This window comes from Asticcacaulis sp. P2_C5, assembly GCF_056404555.1.
Genome location: NZ_JBFUDU010000001.1, coordinates 133,463 through 155,848, shown reverse-complemented (window position 1 = coordinate 155,848; position 22,386 = coordinate 133,463). Strand labels below are relative to the sequence as shown.

At 60.6% G+C, this 22,386-nt stretch carries 16 protein-coding genes; 3 read left to right on the top strand and 13 right to left on the bottom strand.

Annotation, left to right across the window (positions count from 1 at the left end):
* Positions 1-176: 176 nt before the first annotated feature.
* Positions 177-2,180, top strand: a complete 2,004-nt coding sequence (locus AC1DXO_RS00555; RefSeq protein WP_476976127.1) for a glycosyltransferase family 39 protein — start codon at positions 177-179, stop codon at positions 2,178-2,180.
* 247 nt (positions 2,181-2,427) lie between these two features.
* Here AC1DXO_RS00555 and pstB read toward each other — a convergent pair whose 3' ends face one another.
* The 5 genes from pstB to AC1DXO_RS00530 all read right to left on the bottom strand — a co-directional run bounded on the left by pstB (position 2,428) and on the right by AC1DXO_RS00530 (position 7,619).
* Positions 2,428-3,237 (bottom strand): phosphate ABC transporter ATP-binding protein PstB, encoded by an 810-nt coding sequence (gene pstB, locus AC1DXO_RS00550; protein ID WP_476976126.1) that lies wholly within the window; start codon positions 3,235-3,237, stop codon positions 2,428-2,430.
* Positions 3,238-3,258: 21 nt separating this feature from the next.
* Positions 3,259-4,116 (bottom strand): phosphate ABC transporter permease PstA, encoded by an 858-nt coding sequence (pstA, locus tag AC1DXO_RS00545; protein ID WP_476976125.1) that lies wholly within the window; start codon positions 4,114-4,116, stop codon positions 3,259-3,261.
* A 12-nt stretch (positions 4,117-4,128) separates the two neighbouring features.
* Positions 4,129-5,082, bottom strand: coding sequence for a phosphate ABC transporter permease subunit PstC (gene pstC, locus AC1DXO_RS00540; protein ID WP_476976124.1), 954 nt, complete (start codon positions 5,080-5,082; stop codon positions 4,129-4,131).
* A 184-nt stretch (positions 5,083-5,266) separates the two neighbouring features.
* Complete coding sequence (gene pstS, locus AC1DXO_RS00535; RefSeq protein WP_476976123.1) at positions 5,267-6,322, bottom strand: phosphate ABC transporter substrate-binding protein PstS; 1,056 nt, start codon at positions 6,320-6,322, stop codon at positions 5,267-5,269.
* 163 nt (positions 6,323-6,485) lie between these two features.
* On the bottom strand, positions 6,486-7,619 hold the full coding sequence (locus tag AC1DXO_RS00530; protein WP_476976122.1) for a porin: 1,134 nt from the start codon (positions 7,617-7,619) through the stop codon (positions 6,486-6,488).
* Positions 7,620-7,837: 218 nt separating this feature from the next.
* On the opposite strand from AC1DXO_RS00530, the gene msrB reads away from it, so the two are divergent.
* Together msrB and msrA are read left to right on the top strand one after the other, a co-directional pair.
* Complete coding sequence (msrB, locus tag AC1DXO_RS00525; RefSeq protein ID WP_476976121.1) at positions 7,838-8,314, top strand: peptide-methionine (R)-S-oxide reductase MsrB; 477 nt, start codon at positions 7,838-7,840, stop codon at positions 8,312-8,314.
* A 9-nt stretch (positions 8,315-8,323) separates the two neighbouring features.
* Complete coding sequence (msrA, locus tag AC1DXO_RS00520) at positions 8,324-8,920, top strand: peptide-methionine (S)-S-oxide reductase MsrA (RefSeq protein WP_476976120.1); 597 nt, start codon at positions 8,324-8,326, stop codon at positions 8,918-8,920.
* A gap of 10 nt (positions 8,921-8,930) precedes the next feature.
* Here the strand turns inward: msrA and galA are convergent, their stop codons facing one another.
* The 8 genes from galA to AC1DXO_RS00480 form a co-directional block, all read right to left on the bottom strand.
* Positions 8,931-11,387 (bottom strand): beta-galactosidase GalA, encoded by a 2,457-nt coding sequence (gene galA, locus AC1DXO_RS00515; RefSeq protein ID WP_476976119.1) that lies wholly within the window; start codon positions 11,385-11,387, stop codon positions 8,931-8,933.
* 66 nt (positions 11,388-11,453) lie between these two features.
* Positions 11,454-14,336 carry a TonB-dependent receptor gene (locus AC1DXO_RS00510; protein WP_476976118.1) on the bottom strand — a complete coding sequence of 961 codons (2,883 nt, stop codon included), beginning with the start codon at positions 14,334-14,336 and terminating at the stop codon, positions 11,454-11,456.
* A 223-nt stretch (positions 14,337-14,559) separates the two neighbouring features.
* The gene (locus AC1DXO_RS00505) at positions 14,560-15,546 is read right to left on the bottom strand and encodes a FecR family protein (RefSeq protein ID WP_476976117.1); all 987 of its coding nucleotides are present in this window, start codon (positions 15,544-15,546) and stop codon (positions 14,560-14,562) included.
* The gene (locus tag AC1DXO_RS00500; RefSeq protein WP_476976116.1) at positions 15,533-16,117 is read right to left on the bottom strand and encodes an RNA polymerase sigma factor; all 585 of its coding nucleotides are present in this window, start codon (positions 16,115-16,117) and stop codon (positions 15,533-15,535) included. The genes AC1DXO_RS00505 and AC1DXO_RS00500 overlap by 14 nt, the downstream gene beginning before the upstream one ends.
* A 126-nt stretch (positions 16,118-16,243) precedes the next feature.
* Positions 16,244-17,596 carry a glycoside hydrolase family 53 protein gene (locus AC1DXO_RS00495; RefSeq protein ID WP_476976115.1) on the bottom strand — a complete coding sequence of 451 codons (1,353 nt, stop codon included), beginning with the start codon at positions 17,594-17,596 and terminating at the stop codon, positions 16,244-16,246.
* Between the two features lie 171 nt (positions 17,597-17,767).
* On the bottom strand, positions 17,768-19,414 hold the full coding sequence (locus AC1DXO_RS00490) for an EAL domain-containing protein (protein ID WP_476976114.1): 1,647 nt from the start codon (positions 19,412-19,414) through the stop codon (positions 17,768-17,770).
* Between the two features lie 161 nt (positions 19,415-19,575).
* Positions 19,576-21,420 (bottom strand): ATP-binding protein, encoded by a 1,845-nt coding sequence (locus AC1DXO_RS00485; RefSeq protein WP_476976113.1) that lies wholly within the window; start codon positions 21,418-21,420, stop codon positions 19,576-19,578.
* Positions 21,421-21,736: 316 nt separating this feature from the next.
* Positions 21,737-22,369 carry a TetR/AcrR family transcriptional regulator gene (locus AC1DXO_RS00480; RefSeq protein WP_476976112.1) on the bottom strand — a complete coding sequence of 211 codons (633 nt, stop codon included), beginning with the start codon at positions 22,367-22,369 and terminating at the stop codon, positions 21,737-21,739.
* Between the last annotated feature and the right edge of the window lie 17 nt (positions 22,370-22,386).

Sequence of the window (22,386 nt, the reverse complement as noted above, 5' to 3'; positions counted from 1 at the left end):
GTGCAAGTTGGCAGTCGCATTTTTTCAGCTCAGGCGCCGCATGGCTCCTCGCACGAGCTCGGGCGGGCAGTCGCCCTTGCCAAATTGCTATGAGTCATCGTCATAGCAATTTGGAAGAAATAGCGGGCTTTCCTCACCGGAATATCTGTTTATAAACAGGCATCCCCGGAGACGACATGCCCGCCGAATTCTACGACCTGAATAGCGATCGACCCACCTTAACCGCGCAAAAGCCGTTGTTCGGCGACGACCGGATGCTGACCCGCGCGGCCCTGGTCTTGCTGGTCGTCATGACCGTGTGGCGGTTCTATATCGGCCTGATCAGCCACGTCATCTGGGAAGAAGGCCACTTTGTCGTCTCGGGCGCCTATTTCGCGCTTGGCTATCCCGATATCCCGGCCGGCTATCCGTGGATCGCCCGCGTCATTACCTCGGTTTTCGGCTGGCACGTCTGGCCGTTGCGCCTGTTCGGCCTGATCGTCGCCACGGCCATACCTTTCGGCGTCTGGTTCATGGCCAAACCGGTGACCAGCGAGCGCAACGCCGTCTGGGCCGCCATCATCTCATTGCTGCTGCCGCCTTCGGCGCTGAATGGCACCATCTTCTACCCGGAAGGCGGGCTGCAGCTGCTGCTCGTCCTGATGCTGGGCTGCCTGTTGCGCGCCCTCACCAGTGATAGCGACAAGGACGCCTTGAAATGGTGGATATGGGCCGGCGTGTGCGCCGGCTTGGGTCAGTTGGTCCATTTTCGTTTCCTGGTGCCTGGCCTTGCCGTCGTCATCTATATGCTGGCCAACCCGCAGGGCCGCACCCTGTGGCGCAAGCCCGGCCCCTATATCACAGCAGCCATTGCCGCCCTGGGCCTCGTGCCCGCCCTCGTCTATAATGGCCTGGAGGGCTGGCCGGCAATCCAGTTCCACGTCATCAACCGGCCACGCTTCGACCCCAGCCTGTCGCGCGTCATCAGCTTCTTCCTGACCCAGTTCGCCATCACCACGCCGCTGTTCTTTATCGCCCTGACCGCCGGCGGAAAACGCGCCCTGCTCAAGGAGCGCGACACGCCGGGAACCCTTTTGGGCTACCAGGCGGCGGTCATGTTCGTCTTTTACGTCTTGCAAACCCTGGTCAACAAGAAGGTCATGCCGCATTGGCCGTTCATGGCCTATCTGCCGCTTCTGCCCTATGTGCCGGGCGTGTTGATCGCCTTTGCCGACAAGGCGACGACCACGATCGGCCGTTATGTCCGCCTGGCCCTGATCGCCACCGGCCCGTTGCTGGCCCTGGCCATCGGCATCGCCGCCAGCATCTATCAGTGGGAATTCCGCCATTCGGCCGAACTGCCGCCCGCCGAACGCGCCCACAATATCTTGCAGAACGAAAACTATAGCCTGGCCGAGCCCGATCTCGCCGCCGCCAATGCTCGCGCCGTTGCCCGCTTCGGCCCCGACATCACCTGGGCGACCACCGGCCATCGCACGGCGGTCCATCTCGAATTCCCCGCGGACGGTGACAGGAATCGCCGTCTCTATACGCTCGGCGAGCCCTATGACACGACGGCGCAATTTGTCGTCGCCCGCCGCGACTGGGGGCTCGATTTCGACAGCCTGATCCGGAACCGCGCTGGCAAGGGCGTTGTCCTGATCCTCAACGAGCCCGACTATCTGCTGCACGAAGACCAACTGATCGCCATGTATGAAAAACTTTGCGCCAGTTTCGATGAGGTCGAGCCCTTCCGCGTCGTCTCCCTGCCGCCCGGCCGCGTGGCACTCAGCCTCTATACGGCCCGTGTCCGCACCCAGCCCCTGGCAAGCCTGCCCAAGGGTCCCTGCCCCTTCATTCCGCAGCTGTACCTGGCGCATCCGGATCGCGGCGACTTTATCGATCGCAAGAAGAAGCGCGCCGAATATTTCGGCATGGCGAGTGATCCGATCGGCATCCGCCACGTCGACATCATGCTGGACCACAAGGTCGTCACGGCGGCAGGCCCTCTGAAGGACGATCCCAATGTCCACGCTCCGGACTTCTTCAGCTACGATCCCAACTATCCGAAGGTCCAGTTCAACTACACTCTGCCCGACGAAGCCCTCGTGCCGGGCGAGCACGTGTTGAGCATGCTGGCCACGCGTAGCGACGGCACCCAGGTCGAAGGCGCGCAAACGACGATCTATGTGAAGCCGTAGACGAAGCAAGGCTTTGGAACCGCGAATGAACGCGAATAAACGCGAATGGTCAGGGTAGAAATGGACAACTTTTAAGGTCGCCGCTTAGTTTCTTGAGCGCCTTCGGCGCTCGATTTATTCGCGTTTATTCGCGTTCATTCGCGTTCATTCGCGGTTCCAAACCACTGATTTTCGGCGATCGCCTACCGCTCAGAAAAAAGCCCGGCGATTACCTCGCCGGGCTTTCAATCTTGCGATACGGACCGGATCAGCCGAAGCGGCCGCCGATATATTCGGCCGTCTTTTCGACCTTCGGCTTGACGAACAGCTCTTCGGTCGGACCGAATTCGATCATCTTGCCGAGAAACATGAAGCCCGTATAGTCGGACAGACGCGCCGCCTGCTGCAGGTTATGGGTGACGATGACGATCGTGTAGTCGCGCTTCAGCTCTTCCAGCGTATCTTCCAGCTTGGCCGTCGAGATCGGGTCCAGAGCCGAGGCCGGTTCGTCGAGCAGAAGGATTTCCGGATTGACGGCGATACCGCGCGCCACGCACAGACGTTGCTGCTGGCCACCCGACAGGCCCAGGCCCGACTTGTTAAGCTTGTCCTTGACCTCGTCCCACAGGGCTGCCTTGCGCAGCGACGTTTCGACCAGCTCATCCAGTTCGGCCTTGTTCAGCGAGCTGTGCAGGCGAACACCGAAGGCGACATTGTCATAGATCGACATGGGGAACGGCGTCGGCTTCTGGAACACCATGCCGATGCGGGCGCGCAGGGCGGTCACGTCGATCTTGGGCCCAAGGATGTCTTCCCCGTCCAGCAAAACCTGCCCCTCGGCGCGCTGGCCGGGATAGAGGCTATAGATGCGATTGATGACACGCAGCAGGGTCGACTTCCCGCAACCCGACGGACCGATCAGGGCAGTAATGGCATTGCGCTTCACCGGCAGGTCGACGCCGAACAGCGCCTGGTGTTGGCCATAAAAGAAATCGAGCTTTCTGCACTCGAGCACCAGGCTATCGGCGGGGGGCGGTACGATAACGCTCTTGAAATCGTTAGTGGTCGTATCGGTCATGTGCGTGTCTCTGAATTAGGCTCAATGGCCGGATTGTTTTTCGCGGGCCACCCATCGACCCAGTATATTAATGGCCAGGACCGCTATGGCCAGGATCAGTGCCCCGGCCCAAGCCAAGGCGATAAGATCGTCATAGGCCGAGTTAGCGAAGCGGTTCATCATCAGCGGCAGGGCATCCATCGGTTGGGTCATGTCGAAACTGAGATTGGGATTGCCGAACGCAGTGAACAGCAGTGGTGCCGTCTCACCCGAGATACGGGCAAAGCCAAGCAAACCGCCCGTCAGGAGGCCGGTCCCGGCGGCTTTCCAAATGATCTTGCGGATCGTCACGAATTGCGAGGCGCCCAATGCCTGTCCCGCTTCGCGTAATGCGTTGGGTTGCAGGTTGAGAATGTCCTCAGTCGTCCGGGTGACCACGGGCGTCGCAAGTATGGCGAGGGCGATGGCACCAGCCAGGCCCGAGAAGTGACCAAGCGAAAAGGGGTTGGTCGGCATGACCAGCAGACCGTTGATGAACAGGCCAATCAGGATCGATGGCGCCGACAACAGGACGTCATTGAGAAAACGCACGGCATGACCGTAGGGCGTATCGCCCCCGATTTCAGCCAGCCAGGTTCCGGCCAGTATCCCAACGACGACGGCGATCAACATGGCCACTGAGCACATCATGATCGAACCGACGATCGAATTGAGCAGTCCGCCTTCCGATCCCGCGGCGGGAGTCGACATGGTGAATATCTTGAAATTCATCCCACCGACCCCCTGCTTGACCAGCGAATACAGGATCAGCCCCAAGGCGAGCAGAGCAATAGCGGTCGCCAGGATACATGCGGCGACGAAGACGGAATTGGCGATTTTTCGACGAAGTGCGCGGTCCATTCTGATAAATCCTCAGTAGCGCTGGGTCGACAGCAGCCAGCGCGCAATGGCCAGCACCGTGAAGGTGATCAGGAACAACACCAGGCCCAAGGCGATCAGGGCCGACGCGTGCATATCGACCGCCTCGCCGAATTCGTTGGCAATGGTTGAAGCCAGTGTTGAACTCGAGTCGAGCAGCGACTTGGGGAAGATATGCGAATTGCCGATGATATAGGTTACGGCCATGGTCTCGCCCAGCGCACGGCCAAGGCCCAGCATGGAAGCGCCGATCATGCCCTTGCGGACATAGGGGATGATAACTCCGGTCGCGACTTCGAACGGTGTGGCGCCGACGCCGAAGGCGGCTTCGCGCACCTGCGGCGGCACCGACCGGAATAGTTCGCGGAAGACTGCCGACATATAGGGCAGGATCATAATGGCCAGAACGATCGACGCCGTCAGGACATTGGCGCCGTTGGGTACGCCCGCCGTGATCTTGGCCAGAAACGAGTCTGGATGTTGATAGGTCATCATCATCAGCGGGATCTGGACGTGCGTCGAAAAGAAGGGAGCGAAAACGAACAGCCCCCACATGCCGTAGACGATCGACGGAATGCCGGCCAGTAGTTCGACAGCCGTCGACAAGGGCTGGGCAATGGCGTTGGGACAGAATTGCGTAAGGAAGATGGCGATACCGATGGCGATCGGCAGGGCGAATAACAGGGCCAGGGCAGACGAGATCAGGGTGCCGACGATCGGACCGGCCGCGCCGTAGACATCGGTGACCGGGTTCCACGACGTTGTAATGAAGAAGTTCAGGCCGAACTTTGACAGGGCGGGCCAGCCGCCAATCAAAAGGCTGATAATGATCCCGGCCAGCGTGACCAACAGCAAGGTCGCTGCGCCGAAAGACACCCACCTGAAAATGACATCGGTGGGGTCGAACTTGGCCGGTGTAGCCTGTGCAGGCGTGGCATCGACAGACATGGTTTTCCTTGGTGTCGGGAGTCGGGTTCAGGATCGTAGAGAGTTTTGCCCGGATTCTCCGGCCAGCGCACTAGCCATTCCGCATTCGGGCAAAAGTGAGGGCGAGGTCTTGCCTTCAGGTGCGACCTCGCCCGTATTTTCCTTCAGGCACCGCATCAACGGCGCCTGATTTCGTCGTCTGGTATTAAGGGTTCGGCGAGACGTAAACCGGCTGGCCATTCGCCTTGACGTTTTGCGCCCACTGCTTGCGGACCATGGACTTAACAGAGGCCGGCAGTGGCACATAGAACAGGTCGTTGGCGTTGAAGTCACCGTTCTTGTAGCCGTAGTCGAAGAACTTCAGCACGGCGGCGGCCTTGGCGGCATTCGCCTGGTTCTTGTACATCAGGATGAAGGTCGCGCCCGTGATCGGCCAGGCATTGGCGCCCGGCTGGTTCAGGACCAGCAGATAGTTGCCCGGGGCATGCGCCCAGTCGGCGCCGGCCGTGGCCGCGGCGAAGGCAGCGGCGTTCGGCTTCGGATAGGTACCGTCCTTGCTTTGGACCAGAGCGTAGCCGATACCGGTCTTCATGACATAGGCGTATTCGACATAGCCGATCGAGCCCGGCGTCTGGCGGACCATGGCGGCAACACCGTCATTCTTGGCGCCGCCGACACCGACCGGCCATTCGACCGCATCGTTAGCACCGACTTTTTGCTTCCACTCGGGGCTGACCATCGACAGGTAGGAGGTAAAGAGGAACGACGTGCCTGAGCCATCGGCGCGGTGGACAACCGTGATCGGAAGAGGCTGCAGAGCCACGCCGGGGTTCAACTTGGCGATCGCCGGGTCGTTCCACAGGGTGATGTCACCCAGGAAGATGTCGGCCAGAACCTGACCCGACAGCTTCAGCTTGCCCGAGGGTACGCCGGGAACGTTGATCGCCGGAACGACACCGCCGATAACGGTCGGGAACTGGTACAGGCCGGCAGCATCCAGTTCGGCGACCGTCAGCGGCTTATCCGAAGCGCCGAAGTCGACGGTCTTGGCCTTGATCTGCTTGATGCCGCCGCCGGAACCTATGGCTTGGTAATTGACCAGGTTGCCGGTCGTGCGCTTATAGCCTTCGGCCCATTTGGCATACAGCGGTGCGGGGAAGGTGGCCCCGGCGCCGTTGATCGATTCGGCGGCCTGGGTGGACGCGCCGAACGAGGCGGTCAGAACTGCGGCTGCAAACGCCGCGGAAAGAAACTTCATCATTTCCCATTCTCCATAGGAATATTCGGTGAAACCGGCCGGTTTCCGTTTGTCACGCGTCTAGACGCTTTTTATGACAGTTTTGTTACAGCCGGCATGAAAGACAGTTTTTCCGGCAGACGCTTTCGCCCAATGGCGAAGGAATCTGCCGGAAACAAGGGGGTTCTTAGTAGCGGATTTCCGTGAAGACGCCGATTTCGGTGAATTCGGTGCGGGTCAGGGCGCCTTGGACGAAGCTGCCCGGCGTCCCGGTTTGCGCAAAAACGTCCATCTTGTCGTGCTTGGCGACCAGCGACAGGGTGATGCCTTTCAGCGGCACGGTCTGGATGCCGATGTTGTAATAGGCATTCTTGTCCCAGGGCTTCAGGGTCTTGGACGGCTTCACGTCATCATAGCGGCCGAACAGGGTGTACAGCGGCGTAATGCGATACGAGCCGAAGATCGACGCGCCATCGGCCTTGTCGGCCTTGGCATGATCGGCCGTAGTGTCGGTGATGGCGGACGTCGCCCAATCGTTGGTGGTGAAGTATTCGATGCCGAGCTTGCCACGATCGCCGACATAGGCAGCCAAAGCGTTGAAGCGCTGAGCGTTGTGCGGCGTGGCGGTCAGGGTGGTGCCGCTATAGACCGAAGCGCCGCGCTTGCCGGAGTAACCGCCGACGGCAAAGTTCCATTGGTCGATCTTGGCGCTCAGGCGGCCTTCAAAGTCCATCGTCTTCGAACGCGACGAGTCGCGATAGCCCTTGCCGTTGATCATGGAGACCTGATACGAGAAGATGCTGTTCAGCTTGCCGCCGACGTGCACACCCCAGTCGGCCGAGGTGCCGAAGGTGCCGCGGTTACCGACGTTGTTCTGCTCCAGAACCGTGTTTTCCAGATAGCGATTGCCATAGATGCTTTCAGCATAAGGAACCCACGGCAGTTCGTTCGAACCAAGGCTGACTTCGAGCGCCGGCGAGAAGGACGCCTTCACGAAGGCCTTCTTGACATACAGGCCCTGGCCGGCGGCGCTGCCGTTCGACTGGTTCATCGGGGAGACGTCGGTCTGCAGCTGAGCCGAGAACAGGTCGTTGAACTTCTTGTCGACCTGGAAATAGACGCGCTTGACGTCGAAGCCGTAGCCGTTCTTAGCGCCCGACTTGACGCCGTTGACTTCGAACGAGTTGCTGCTGACGTCCATATAGGTACGGCCGCTGATGCTGAAGCCCTGGTCGGCCCAGCTCTGCGCCGAGGCGCCGACAGCGGCAGCCATCGCGAGCGCTACCGTGGCCGCGCCGATGACAAGAGATGATTTTTTCATGGTGGAGAAACCTTGTGCGTTTGTCTTGCCCCGAGATTGGGCACAGGTGGCGCAATTACGGCCCGCACGTGACAGGACCGTGTAGGTTCAATGACGGATCTGTGACACCGCATTCCCACGGCTGTCTTACTTTAAGATTGCGTTAAAAAAGACACGGTGGCGGTAACCGAAACGGCGGATTGCGCGTATAAGAGAGGAACCCAAGCGAGGAACCGCACATGCATCGCCGCCATCTTCTCTCCTTTATCGGCTTCGCAGCCCTGGCCGCCGGCTGCTCCCAGGCGCCAGGCGCCTCGGCTGAAACCATCGCGCCGCTGAACCTGACCGACGCCGAATGGAAGAAGCGCCTGCCAGATCTTGCCTACAAGGTGCTGCGTCACGAGGCGACGGAACGGCCGTTTACCTCGCCCCTGCTCGATGAACACCGCAAGGGCACCTTTGTCTGCCTGGGCTGCGACCTGCCCCTGTTCGATTCCAGCACCAAGTTCGACAGCGGCACGGGCTGGCCCAGCTTCTGGAAGGCCATTCCGGGTCATATCAAGACCAAGACCGATTTTGCCATCGGTGTGCCGCGCACCGAATATCACTGTGCGAAATGCGGCGGCCACCACGGCCACGTCTTCAACGATGGTCCCAAACCGACCAACCTGCGTTACTGCAACAATGGCGTCGCCCTCAAGTTCATCCCGGCCTAGGAGCTTTCCATGTTCAAGCGCATCCTGTTAGCCTTCATCCTGGTGCTGGGTCTGAGCGGTACCGCCTTCGCCGCCAATCCGAACAAGCTGACCGCCGTGTTTGCCGGTGGCTGTTTCTGGAGCACCCAGAAGGCCATGGACCACGTCACGGGCGTCATCTCGACCCGCGCCGGCTTCATGGGTGGCAAGACCAAGAATCCGAGCTATGAATCGGTTACCTGGGGCCAGACAGGCCACCTGGAAGCCGTCGAAGTGACCTATGATCCGACCAAGGTCAGCTACGACCAGTTGCTGACCGCCTTCTGGCATTCGACCGACCCGACCGATCCCAACGGCGTCATCTGTGACAAGGGGCCGAACTACCATACGGCCATCTTCACCTTCGGCGACGCTCAGTACAATACCGCGGTTGCTTCGAAGGCCGCCGTAGCAAAGCAGTTGGGCAAGCCCGTCGTCACCCAGATCATCAAGGCATCGACGGTTGCCCTGCCCTTTTACGCCGCGGACGGCCATCATCAGCACTACTGGCAAACCAATGCCGTCGCCTATGAGCGCTATTACCAGGGCTGCGGCCGTGGCCCGGCTTTAAAGAAGCTGTGGGGTTGAGGTAAGGATTTTACCCGAGCTTCAAAACCACCTTGCCGGCTTTCAAGCCGTCCGCCGAGGCCGTGATCGTTACCGATCCGGCCTCTTTTTTCGTCTGGACAATGGCGCTGCACAGGCCGTTGAAAGCCTTGCGCTGCGACGCCTTGTCGGCTTCGTGGCTATTGGGATTGCCGTTGCCGACGCCGATCACCGCCGCCGGGCCTGAAACCTCGAACACCACCAGATTATCGGCCCTGGGCACCGTCCGGCCCTTGGCATCGAACACCTCGGCGCGCAGCACGGCACAGTCCATGCCGTCGGCCTTCAGCGCCGTCCGGTCGGCGGTCACCACGATCTTTGCCGCAGCACCCGCCGTCTCGCGCTTGTCCTTCAATATGACCTTGCCGTTTTTGTAGCCATAAGCCTCGATCTTGCCGGGCACGTAGATGACTTTCCAGTCGACATGCATATCCTTGGGCATGGGCTTCTTGCCCACCGACTTGCCGTTGACGAACAGCTCGACCTCGTCGCAATTGCCATACGCCCAGACCGAGATCTCCTGGCCTTCCTTTCCGCCCCAGTTCCAATGAGGGAAGAGGTGCAGCAGGGGCTCAGGACGCCACCAGCCGCGATAATAATAGTAGTTGTCCTTCGGGAAGCCGCAGGTATCGAGCACGCCGAACTGCGACGAAATGCTGGGCCAGTTGGAATAGGGTGTTGGCTCACCGCGATAGTCGAAGCCGGTCCAGATAAAGCCGCCGGCTATAAACGGCTTTTCGTTGAAATGCGGCCACCACTGCTCGGCCGTATTGGCCCACCACGGCGCCGTCGTGTCGTAGGCCGGCACGATATGGGTGACCTTGTCATCGACATATTCGCCGCGCGTGGCCACTGTCGAAGCGGTCTCCGTGCCGATGATGGGCATTTTCGGGAACTTGACGTGGAAGTCGTCGATCTTGTTGTCACGATAGTTGAAGCCCATGACGTCGATCACCGAGGTAATGCCCTCTCCATAGCCGCTGTCCATGGCGGCGGTGATCAGGCGGGTCGGGTCGAGTTTATTGACCAGGCGCTTCATGGTCCGGGCGATCTTGGCGCCGCGATCAGTGCCCTGCTGCGGCTCTTCATTGCCGATCGACCACAGGATGACCGATGGGTGGTTGCGGTCGCGCAGGATCATGGTCTGCAGATCGTCCAGCCCCTGGTCGGACGACGTCATCATCCGCGTCTCATCGATCACCAGCATGCCCAGTTCGTCGCAGGCGTCGAGCAGTTCCGGCGTCGGTGGATTGTGCGAGGTGCGATAGGCGTTGCAGCCCATCTCCTTCAGACAGCGCAGGCGATAATACTGGATCGCGTCCGGCAGGGCGGCACCGATGCCGGCGTGGTCATGGTGATTGCAGGTGCCCTTCAGCTCGACGTTCTTGCCATTGAGGAAGAAGCCGGTGTCGGCATCGAATTTGACATCACGAAAACCGAAGCGCGTGGTGACGGCATCGCGGCGGGTATCGCCATCGAAGACCGTCGAATCGACCTGGTACAGGTCAGGGCTTTCCAGTGACCACAGTGCCGGACCGGCGACCCTCAGTGTCTGTGTGACCGTCTGCACGTCATGGGCCGCGATCGACACCGACGTCTGCTTTTCGTCGAGCGGCACGGCCTGGGCACCCTTGAAGACGATGTTGGACAGCTTGACGTCGCGCGCTTCATCACCGTCATTGCGCAAGGTCGTCGTCACCTCGACCGTGCCGTCGGTTTTGGACCGGATCAGGACGCCATATTGCGGGATATGGACCGGGTCGGTCTTGACCAGCCAGACGTGACGATAGATTCCGGCGCCTTCGTAGAACCAGCCCTCGCCCAGCGAGGCATCGACACGGACCAGCACCGAATTGGGCTTGTCATCGGTGTTGAGGAAATCGTTCAGTTCGACACGGAACGGCCCGTAGCCACCTTCGTGCTGCTTGACGATATAGCCGTTAATCATGACGATGGTGCTGCGAAATGCGCCGTCGAATTCCAGGCTCAACAGCTTGCCGGCGTCGGCGGCAGCGACCTTGAACATCTTGCGGTACCAGCCGACGCTCGTTTCCGGAAATTCGCGGCCCAGCGGCTTGAAGCCGTGGTTGGCGGCCGGGTCCCAGTCTTCGGGCTTGGGGTTGGCGAATTTCGGATTGGGTACGAACGGCAGTTCGACGGCCCAGTCATGCGGCAGGTTCAGTTCCCGCCATTTGGAATCGTCGAAATCGTCCTTGGCAATGGGCGTCGCGTCCCAGCCCTGTTTGGCGAAGGTGCGCTGATCGGCACCGAAGCCGAAATCCTTGGCGACGTCATTGAGATGACCGAAGGCAAAACGCCAGCCGTCGTCGAACATGGTGCGGCGCTGGCCCCCGGCCGTTTGCGCCACAGCCGGTGATGATACGGCAGGCATCGCGGCGACGGCCGCGGCGGTTGCGAGCAGGTGACGGCGATTGAGACGAAACGTCATGGCATATTTCCCTGTGGCATTATATATTGTATTATAATTTCACCCCACAGACTCGGTGTCAAGCCATCAGAACTTGACCGTGACGTCGAGGAGAAAGCGGCGGCCATAATAGTCGTTGCGCAACAGGCGATCGGGCCGATTGTCATAATAGGCGCGCAGCGGCGTATCGAGCAAGTTGGCGGCCTGAAAGCGCAACGAAACCCTGGGCGTAACGCGATAGCTGGCGCTGGCGTCCAGCGTGGTTTCGGCCGCAACGCGCGCCAACAAGGTCGAGTCCCAGCCATAGATCGAAGTATAGGCACTGTGGTAGCGGGCGCCGACGCGGGCATCGATCCGGCTGCCGGCATACCAAAGGTCGAGGGTAGCTGTTCGCGCGGCGACACCGTTCATCGGCAGGGGATGATCCGACGGCGCGAATTCGTGAATATCGCAATCGACCAGGGCCAGGTTGGAATAGATGCCGAACTTCTCGAGCCCCGGAATCTTCTCGAGTCCTGGAATAAAGCCGAGCGGCGTCTGCAGCGTGACCTCGACGCCGCCGATATGCCCGCCCTTGCCATTGACTGGCGACGACATCAGATAGCTGGCGCCGTTGATCGTCTCAGTATGCTGGGCATAACCGATGTAGTTATCGACCTGTTTGTAATAGGCAGCCACCGCGAACAGGGCATCCCTGGCGAAATAGTCTTCCCAGGCGATATCGAGCTGCGTCGCTTCGAACGGTTTCAGGCGCGGATTGCCTGCCGTACCGGTATAAGGCGCCGCCGCCGACAGAGTGCGGCCGGACTTCAGTTCGTTGAGCGGTGGACGCGACATGACCCGCGCCGCGCCCAGCTTGACATAGGCGCCTTCCGACACCTCGATCCGCGCCAGGAAGCTGGGCAGGATCCTGGTGTAGCTCCGCCCGCCCGGCAGAGCGCCCGAAGCGCCGGTGCCGCTGCTGCGGCTGTCGACATCAACCACGCGCAGGCCGATATTGCCGTCAGCAGGCTTGCCCAGCACGGTTGTGACATACTGACCCTCGACATAGGCTTCACCGACCCTCTCCTTGACCTGGGATGTGAAGGCCACGGCTTTCGGATCGGCATCGAGCGCGCCCGGGCCATAGGCCGCCGTCACCAGGCTGTCGAAATCGCCGTCCAGCACGGACGGAAGATCGAAGTTTCGGAAGCGGTAATGGGTGAACAGGTCGGGCGGCAGGGTCGTCACACCCGCCCGCGCGGCGACCAGGCCGTCGCTGACCTGGGTGTCGAACTTGGCCCGGTCGGCGGCACGCAAACCGAACGCGACCTGGGTCCAGAAGTTGCCGGTCAGGTCACGGCGGAAATCAAAGGTTGCCGAGGTCAGTTCGTCCTTCAGATGGCCCGGCGTCCACATGCCCGAGGCAAATTCGATGCCTTGGCTGAGATACTGCGGCTGTTCCGACACCGTCACATGTGGGTCGCCATCCAGGCGCCACGTCATGGAGGCGGGGAAGGACTGTGCCTCGACGGCCCGCCACAGATTGGCGCGCTCGGCTCGCGAATAGCCGAGGTCGGCGGCGACTGTCCATGGCCCTTCACGCCAGCGGCCGTTCAGGCCGGTCACGACCAGGTCCTTGTCCTCGTCATATTGGGCGATGACCGAGGTAACGCGCGTATAGGCCGTCGTGGCGCCGACCAGGTCGCCGTCGACCACCACCGGATCGGCAAAACCGTCCGTATTGGCGCCCTGCCAATTGCCCCAGTTGTTGTCGTACCATTGCTGGTCCTGATGTTCAGCGATGCGAAATTTCGAATAGAGCAGGTCATAGGTCAGTTCGAACGCGTCGCTGGCCTGCCACTGGAAGCCGCCGGCCACGCTGTAACGATCCGAGGTCAGGAACTTGGCTTCGGCCTTGGCACCCCACGGCGTCGGCACCTTTGCGCCGCCCGAGACGATCGGGCCGGTGGCGTCGCCGACGCGCAGGCTGTCGTCATTATAGCCCCAGCCCTGCAACGATTCGAAACCGTTCTTCTGTTCCTGGGCCGTGACGCCCAGCATAAAGGCGAAGTCGGGCGACAGCGTCTTCACCCACGAGCCCGAGGCGCGGTAGCCCAGGCCGTCATAGCCCGGCAGGGCGCTGCCGCCGTCATAATTGACGGCGCCGGCGCGGAAAACGACCTGCGGCCCCTTATAGTCTAGAGGACGGATGGTCTGGATATCGACAGTTCCGGAAATCCCGCCGGACAGCAATCGCGCTTCCGACGTCTTGTAGACCGTGACACCCGACACGACTTCGGACGGATAGATCTCCCAGCGGATATTGCGGTCGGGTTCGCTCGACGCGACTTCGCGGCCATTGACCGTCCCCAGCACCATGCGCGGTCCGATCCCGCGAATCGACGCCTGCGATTCATTACCACGGTCGCGCGTTGTATTGACGCCTGGCAACCGGGCCAGGGATTCCGCGATGGTGACGTCCGGCAAGGCACCGATATCCTTCGACGAAATCACTTCTGTCACGCCGGGCGCGCGGCGCTTGTCGTCGATGGCGTCGCGCAGTGATTTGCGCAGGCCGATAACGATCACCTCGACCGGCTCGGGCGGCGGTTCCGGGGGCAGAGTTACAGCTGCCTCAGGCGTTACCGGCACGGGCAATGCCGCGGCACGCGCGCGGACGACCACCGCCGCCTGGCCATCATTAGCGCGAATGGCCAGGCCGGTATCGGCCACCAGTTGGTTAAGTGCCGCATCGACCTTCAATGTCCCGCGTACGGCATTGGTGCGCAGGCCCTTGAGATCGCTGGCCGAGGCCAGGACCTGCAAGCCCGACTGCTGGACGAACAGAGGCAGGGCGGTGGCGGCGTCCTGGGCGGGGATATTGAAATTTTTGGCGGCCTGCGCCCAGGCCGGCGACGCGCTCATGACAACGGCTGCGGCAAACGCCGCCCTACCGAACCGCAAACCACCGTAGTGGTGTCGTGTCATGAATAAGCTCCCCGTGCCTTGTGGCATTTTTTGTTATTGTTGAGCGCTTGGTGGCCCTTTTCAGTCACTTCAAAGTTCCGAAGCTTTGATTTGCTTTGCCCACCCCATTTATGGGGAGGGTGGCGCGAAGCGCCGGGCGGGGCACTTATCTTAGAATCAAAACCAAAAGCCGTTAGTATCAGATGCACGGCGTATCCTTTTCCGCCGTGGTTTGGTGTGTGGATCAGGACTTGTTCGGCGCTGTGCCGATTATGATACGGTCATCGCCAATGCTGACCGGCACATTGAGCGTCAGATGGACGGCGCGGGCGAAACTGTCGGGCTGATCGACCTGGAAGCCGCCGACCAGCTGCGCATCCCTCAGCGCCGGATCGGCAATGATAATCTCACGGTCGTTATAGCGATTGAACTCGGCGACCGCATCGCTCAGCGCCGTGCTTTTCAGAATGACTTCGTGTTCACGCCACGCCAGCTTGCGTTCGATCTCGTCGGGCCGGTAGCTTACCTCGACCGGTTGCGGCCTGTTGGGCATGTGGGCCTCGCCGCCCGCCTTCAAGGTGACGCGCTGATCCTTGTCCTTGACATTCCACGCCTCGACCACGCCCTCAGTAACCAGGATATCGGCACCGGTCTCAAGACGGCGCACACTGAAAGCCGTACCGACGGCCCGGACGCGGACATCGCCGGCCGAGACGACAAACGGCGCATCGGGATTTTTCGCGACCTCGAACCACGCCTCGCCCCTGACCAGGTCGACATGGCGCATGCGATCGCTCAGCGCAACGTCGATCTGGCTGTCCGTATTGACGGTGGCGATCGAATGATCGGCCAGCGGCACCTTGCGCAGTTCGCCGCGCGCCGTCGACAGGCTGACCCTGTGGCTCAGCATAACACCCACGCTGACCAGCCCCGCCGCCGACGCGGCTACAGCACCGGTCAGCACATAGCGGCGCGTCCGTGCGCCATGATGCACCTTCAGCTTGTCGTTCGTCGCGCGTTGCGCCGCTGCACCATCGCCGTGGGTCAGGACCTGCGCCCGGTCCAGCAGCACCCAGGCCGCCTCGGCGCGCAGATAGGCGCCGGCATGACGCGAATCGGCCTTATGCCACACCTCGAAGGCCGCCTGATCCGCCGGACCGGGATCGGCGTACATGCGCGCCACCCAGGCGGCGGCCTGCTCATCGATGTTGGACGGTTTAGTCAACGGCATGAACGGCTCCGAAGGCGGCCGGCGCGGCGCGACGGGGCGCCGGCGTATCCGCCATGCGTTGCAGCAGAAGGCTGAGGCCCTTGGCCGTTTCCTTCTCGACAACATTTTCGGTAATGTGCAAGGCGCGTGCCGTCTCGGCCTGGGACAGGCCGTTGATCTTGCGCAGTTCGAACACCATGCGGCAGCGCTCGGGCAGTCCCTTGATCAGGTCCAGCACGCGATCCAGTTCCGCCCGCGACGACACACTGGCCTCGGGGCTGGGCGTATGATCGGCAATGCCGAGGTCGTCGATATTCTGCACGGTCATCATCGACACAATCCGGCTTTTGCGCACCTGTTCCAGCACGACATTGCGCGCCGCGCGGAACAGATAGGCCCGCCCGTCCGCGATGTGGTCGAAGCGCTCCAGCCGCAAAAGCCGGCAATAGACCTCCTGGACGATATCGTCGAGTTCATGCGCTTTGACACCCAGGCGTTTGAGCCACCGACGCAGATCGTGCTCGTGCGGCAGGATTTGTGTTGCGACAAAGGCCAGCAAGGCCCGGCGATGTTCCCCGGATGGCGCTGTCATGGCTGTACAGCCACCGGACTCAAGACGTTTGGCATTGTGTTTTCCGCCGCTCCCGTTTTGTTTTTTATCGGTTATCGGCAAATGTAACACGAATCTTTCAGCAAACCAGCATATTGTACTACAATATTAAAGCTGTGGCGCATCCAACACGACCGCCTTCGCCTCAGCCGGCACGACGATTGACAGGGCCTCGGCCTCATCGACGGCGGCTTCGCTGTCGGCAGTGCCGACCAGGACTTCGCTGCCTGGCCGCAGCCATGCCCGATAGACAAAACGCCCACCTTCTTTCGTCATCGCGACATGCAGGCCGTCGGTGAAATCGCCACTCAGATATTGGGCCGCCTGGCCACGGTCGGCCACGGCAAAGGTAACCTCGACCGGCCAGACATAGGCGGCTTTGGGCCATTCCAGCGCCGGCAACGCCTTGCCCTTGAAGTCGAAAAAGGCAGCGTTTTCCCAGTCCGAGCCTTGCGCCCAACGCGTCCTGCACTTGGTCGACAGCCAGGCCGGCTCCCAGTAGACGACGCCGACCCCGCCATTGTCGAGCGTCAGCTGCATGATGTCGTGCATATAGGTCGCCTGACCCTTTTCACTGACCGGATAGTCCTTCAGGGCCGAATCGGAGCCGAGCAGGTTGTTGGCACTGTCGGCCCACTGGTCGGTGAAGGCATAGGCGGTTTCGACAATCACCACCGCCTTGCCAAACCTGGTATGGACGCGTCGGATCGTCTGGGCCAGGCCGGCAAAGTCCTCTTTCGACCACTTGCTGTAATAGCTCATGCCGATGATGTCGTAGCGCGTGACGCCGGCGACGGTCGCAGCATCGAACCACGGCTCGACATTTTCCGGCTGGGCGATGTGCAGCATGATTTCCGGTTTGACCGAACTGTCGGCCGAAGCGTCATGCACGGCCTGGATTCCGGCATTGAACAGGCGGGCATTGCGCGCCCAATTGATCGGCACATGCTCTTCCGGCGCCGTCTTCATCAGCTCGCCATTGCTCTCATTGCCGACCTGGACCAGGTCGGGCATCAAGCCCTTGGCTTTCAGGGTGTTCAGCGTATCGAGCGTGAATTGGTACAGGGCCTTGACCTGGTCGTCCTCGCTGAGGCCGGCCCAGGCGGCGGGCACCAATTGCTTGCCGCCGTCGGCCCAGTCGTCGGAATAGTGGAAGTCGAGCAGCACCTTCTGACCCTGCGCCTTCGCCGAGGCGATGGTCGTCATGACATCGGCCAGGTCGGAATATTTCGTCCAGGTGGCGTGGTTCCACAGCCGCACGCGGACGAGGTTGGTTCCGGATTTGGCGAAGATGGCATAGGGATCGGTTTCGCCGTTATAGCTGTACTTGGCGCCACAGGCCTTCATCTCGTTGACATAGGACAGGTCGGCCCCGAACAAGTACGGCCGAGCGACGGCGGGTGCAGCATTAAGAGCCAGCAGAGCGAAAGCGAGGGTGGAAAATGTGTGTTTCATAGTCATGAAGATGTCCGCTGGCGTCTTTTCCGCCGGATAAAAGACTTTGGAACCGCGAATGAACGCGAATGAACGCGAATAAGGGGTGCGGTTCAAACCAGGTTTTTGCACCTGACAAGGGAATGAGCGCCTTAGCGCTCGACCTATTCGCGTTCATTCGCGGTTCCGAATCTTTTCCTACCCCCAGCTTTCGACAAAGCCTTTGCGCTTGCCGTTAGCCATTTCGGGAGTCGACATCATCAACGGCTTGGGCTTGCCCAGATGATAGCCCTGGCCATAGCCGATCCCCATCTCGGCGCACAACTTCGCCATCTCCTCGTCCTCGATCATCTCGGCGATAACCCCGGAGTTCAGTTCCTTGCACAGCATGCTGACCGAGCGAATCAGGGCGCGCTGACGCGGATTGTCGCGCGCTTCCTTCAGGAAGGGGCCGTCGATCTTGACGTAGTCGACGTCGAAATTGCGCAGATAGGCATAGGCGGCGGCGCCTGCCCCGAAGTCGTCGAGACAGACCTGGTACCCCGTGCGGCGCAGCCAGCGCAAGAAGGTGCCAACCGCGTCCAACTCCTTGATTTCCGACGACTCGGTCAGTTCGAACATCAACCGGCCCTGCATATCGCGAAAGGGTAATAGAAGTTGCCGCAGGCTCTCGCGGAAGGCTTCGTTTTCGACCGAACTTCCCGACAGGTTGACGGCGATATTGACGTCCGGGCGCGCCTGCAACATGTCCAGCGCCTTGCGGCAGACGGCCAGGTCGAAGTCCTGAGCCAGACCCAGTTGTTCGCTCATCCGGATGGTTTCATAGACCTTGCGGCCATCGGCAAAGCGCATCAGCGCTTCGTAGTGATGGATGGTGCGATCGCGCAGAGCGACGACCGGCTGGTAGAACAGGGTGAAATTATTGTCCTCGATCAGGTTTCGGATCGAGTCGAAATGCTGCACCGTCTCGGCCATGGCCGATTTCAGGCTGTCGCCGAGGGACTTGAGCTGGGTCTGTTCCGGCTTGCAGAAATTGGTGATGGCATAGGAAAGAGCCCGCGCCACGCTGTCCTGATCGAGATTGCCGGTCGACAGCTCCAGGCTCATCACCGTGGGGGTGAGGCTATTTTCCGCCAGGCCGGCGGCCGCGGCCACGGCCTTGAATTCGCGCGCCAGGGTCTCTGGCGTCGAGTTATCGCCCTTGAGCGGCGGCATATAGCTGAATTCCTCGCCCGACAAACGCGCCGCGGCAGTTCCGCCCATCGATTGGGCGCGCAGGACAGAGCCGATTTCGCCCATCAGCAGATCGGCCTTGGGCTTGGCCAGCCCGCCTATGACTCTGTTCAGCCCCTTCAGGCGGACCATCTTCATTTCGCGCGGCGCCTTGTCGGGATTTTCCAACGCCTGCCGAGCCATATCCTGGTATCCGGAAGCGTCGAGCAATCCGGTCGCTCCATCGCGATGCGCGCTATCCGTCGGCCTGACATTGGACAGCACGGTCAGGGTCAGGAAGGTCTTGTTGTCCTGGGTCGGCAGGAAGCAGGCGCCCAGATTGACCAGCAGCGGTGGATTTTTGCCCTGGTCGAGATGCAGGCTGCACGGTTCGATACGGCCGACACGCTGCGCTTTTTGCAGCAGGCGGCGGGCCAGGGAACGGTCGCCGGCGACGAACAGGTCGCAGACATCGCGGCCGATAACTTCCGAATTCACTTCGCTTAGCAGGGCCTGGGTCGCGCCTATTGTCTTGAGAATTTTGAAGCTTGTATCGGCCTCGATAAGGAGATCGGCGGCGGCCAGGGAGAACGCCATGTAGCGATCGCGCTGGCTCTTGAAGTCGTCACTCATCCGCATCTCCCGACTCTCAGTGGTCTCGTTTGGCGGACCACCCGAACCTGTGAGTATGGATGAGACTTCTTAAAATTGACTTAGATGGTTCAACACCGCGCATGAAAAATGCCCCGGTTGGTGACCGGGGGCATTTCCTGTTCCGCAGATTGATGCGGTACTCACATATCCAGCTTCATGTCTTGAAGCAGGGCCTTCAGATATTCGCGATTGATTCGGTCGTCATCGACCGGCGCCACGCGTGCGGCTGTGGCTTGGGCGTTGGGACGCATCGGATCGATCGGCGCACGCATCGGGCGCGGCGCAATGAACTGGGTTTGCTCGATCACCTTGCCTGGGCCCTCGACCCATGACACCGGAATTTCGAACCAGAAGTTGGAACCTTCGCCCTGACGCGAGACGACGCCGATATGGCCACCGAGCAGGTCGACAATGGCCTTTGAAATCGACAGGCCAAGACCGTTGCCGGTCTTGCGGTTGGCCGTGATGTCGGCACCGTTGAACAGGGTCAGAGATTGGTCCTCGGTCATGCCGATGCCGGTGTCGCGCACTGAAATGCGCAGCCAGGGCGCATTGTCGATCGTCACCTGGCTGGCGGTGACATTGACCAGACCACCGCGCGTGAACTTGCACGCATTGCTGATCAGGTTCTGCACCACCTGGCGCAGGCGCATCGAATCGACGCGGGCATAGGGATTGTCGAAATCGACGAAATGCGCCGTCAGCTTGGTCTGGTTGCCCTGGGCCTGGGACGCGAACTGGTTCACGACCTCCTTGACCAGGTTGACGACATTGGTCGCGTCTTCGCTCGAATGGGCGTGGTCGGTCTCACGCGCCGGCGCGGCTTCCAGCGACGAAACGTCCAGCGTATCCTTGACCAGCGATTGCAGTGCCTTGGCCGACTTCAGCAGGTTGGTCGTGTAGGAAGCGATGTCCGGGTTCTCGTGACGCTGCTCGTTGAGCAGTCGGGCATAGCCCAGAATGTTGTTGAGCGGCGTCTTCAGCTCGTTGGTGATATGGCTGAGGAAACCGTTCTTGGCGTCGTTGATATCTTCGACCGCCATGCGGGCTCTGATCAGCTCTTCCTGGTCCGACACGCCTTCCGAGATATCGCGAACGACGCCGCACAGGCGGATCGCCTTGCCGGAATCGTCATATTCGACGCCGCCCTTGGTGCGGATGGTGCGTGTGACCTTGTCCTTGCGGCGCAGGATATCGACGTTGAAATCGAAGTCCTCGCCATAGTTCACGGCGCGCTGGAACTTGTCTATAATCAACTGTTGATCAGCTTGCTCGTAGATGTCGAGCTGGGTGGAGACGCGCGGCTTGTACGACTTCGGTGACAGGCCATAGAGGGCATAGAGGCCTTTCGACCAGGTGACGTCGCGCGTCTTCAGGTCGATGGCCCAGTGACCGATGCCGGTCATTTCCTGGGCGAGGTCGAAACGGATCTGATTCGATTTCAGCTCGAACAGGATGTCATTGCGCTCGACCGTGTTCTGCGCCAGGGCGATGGTGGTGGCGGCGTTGTTGGCGAACTGGCGGAACAGCGCCATCTTCTGCACGGTGAAATCATGGCGCGGCTGGCGTTCGCTGAGGATCAGGGCGCCCAGGACGACACCGTCGCTGACCAGCGGCATGTCGACATAGAAACGCAGCTTCGGCCCGTTCAGCACGGCGGCTTCCAGGAAGTAGCGCGCGTCGGCGGTGGCGTCGGGAATCAGCAGGCTTTCACCCGGGACCAGCTTGCGCTGGCAGAAGGAAATGTCGTCGAGCAGGGCTTCGTTGGTGAAGCCCGCGGTCCCCTTGACCACCAGCTGACTGCCTTCGTAGAGCTTGACGATGGCCAGCGGCGTATCGAACAAACCGGCGGCCAGTTCGCATACGGACTTGCAGATTCGCCCGAATTCGAGCTCGCGCTCATGAGCCTGGGCCGGGGCCTTCTGGTCACCTTTCTGGTGCACGGAGGCGTGGGCAAGGGCGGTGTCTTCGGCAAACTGGGGCATGGGTAAACCTTCTTGGATCAACCAAGGTTAACCAAAAAGGTTTACCCATTTGTAAATAAACACGTTAACCGCTTGTCAATTGCCGGTTTACTGTGGATCGATCAACGACGAGAGGTTTGGAACCGCGAATGAACGCGAATGAACGCGAATAATTCAAGAAAGCCCTACCAACAAGAAAGCCCTACCAATATGAGCTTGAATCGCGCCCAATAGGCGTGCTGCAAGCAAAGCTCGCTTTATTCGCGTTCATTCGCGTTCATTCGCGGTTTCAAACCGACAAGCCTTGAAGCCAGGCTCTACTGCGACAATGCAAATCCTAAGCCGTCCGGTCGGCTTCCTTACAGGCGAAGTAGGTCAGAAAGACATCGATGGCCAGGTCGATATGGCGGCCTAGCTGTTCCGGGCTGGGTTCCGGCAGCAGGTTCATGATCCGCTTGAAGTGAATATCGCCGAACAACAGGCTTTTCAGGATGATCCCGGCCTGCGCCACGTCCGGCACCGTGATCTGACCCTTGTCGTGGGCCGCCTGCAACAGCGCAGCCAAGGCAAGCCGGCCATTGCTTTCGATCGCGTCATTGAACATGCGCGACAATTCCGGATTACGCCGGCTCTCTTCGATGACCAACTGCAAGGTCCGGTTACCCCAGTCCGACAGAATCATCGCCATCATTTCCCGCGCCACAGTCGTCAGGGACAGGCGCAGGTCATCTGTACCGATATGGGCGCGGAAGATGGCCGCCATCTCGGCGCAGCCTTCGCGGATTATGGCTTCGAACAGCTCTTCCTTGCTGTTGAAATAGGCATACAGGGTAGCTTTCGAACCGCCCAGCCGCGCCGAAATCATCGACATGCTGGCACCGGCATAGCCGACATCGAAAAACACTTCCCGCGCCGCCTGTATAATGCGGTCGCGACGTTGGTCGCGGAAATTAGGTGTGGGTGTATCCATAAAAAAGTTGTACCATA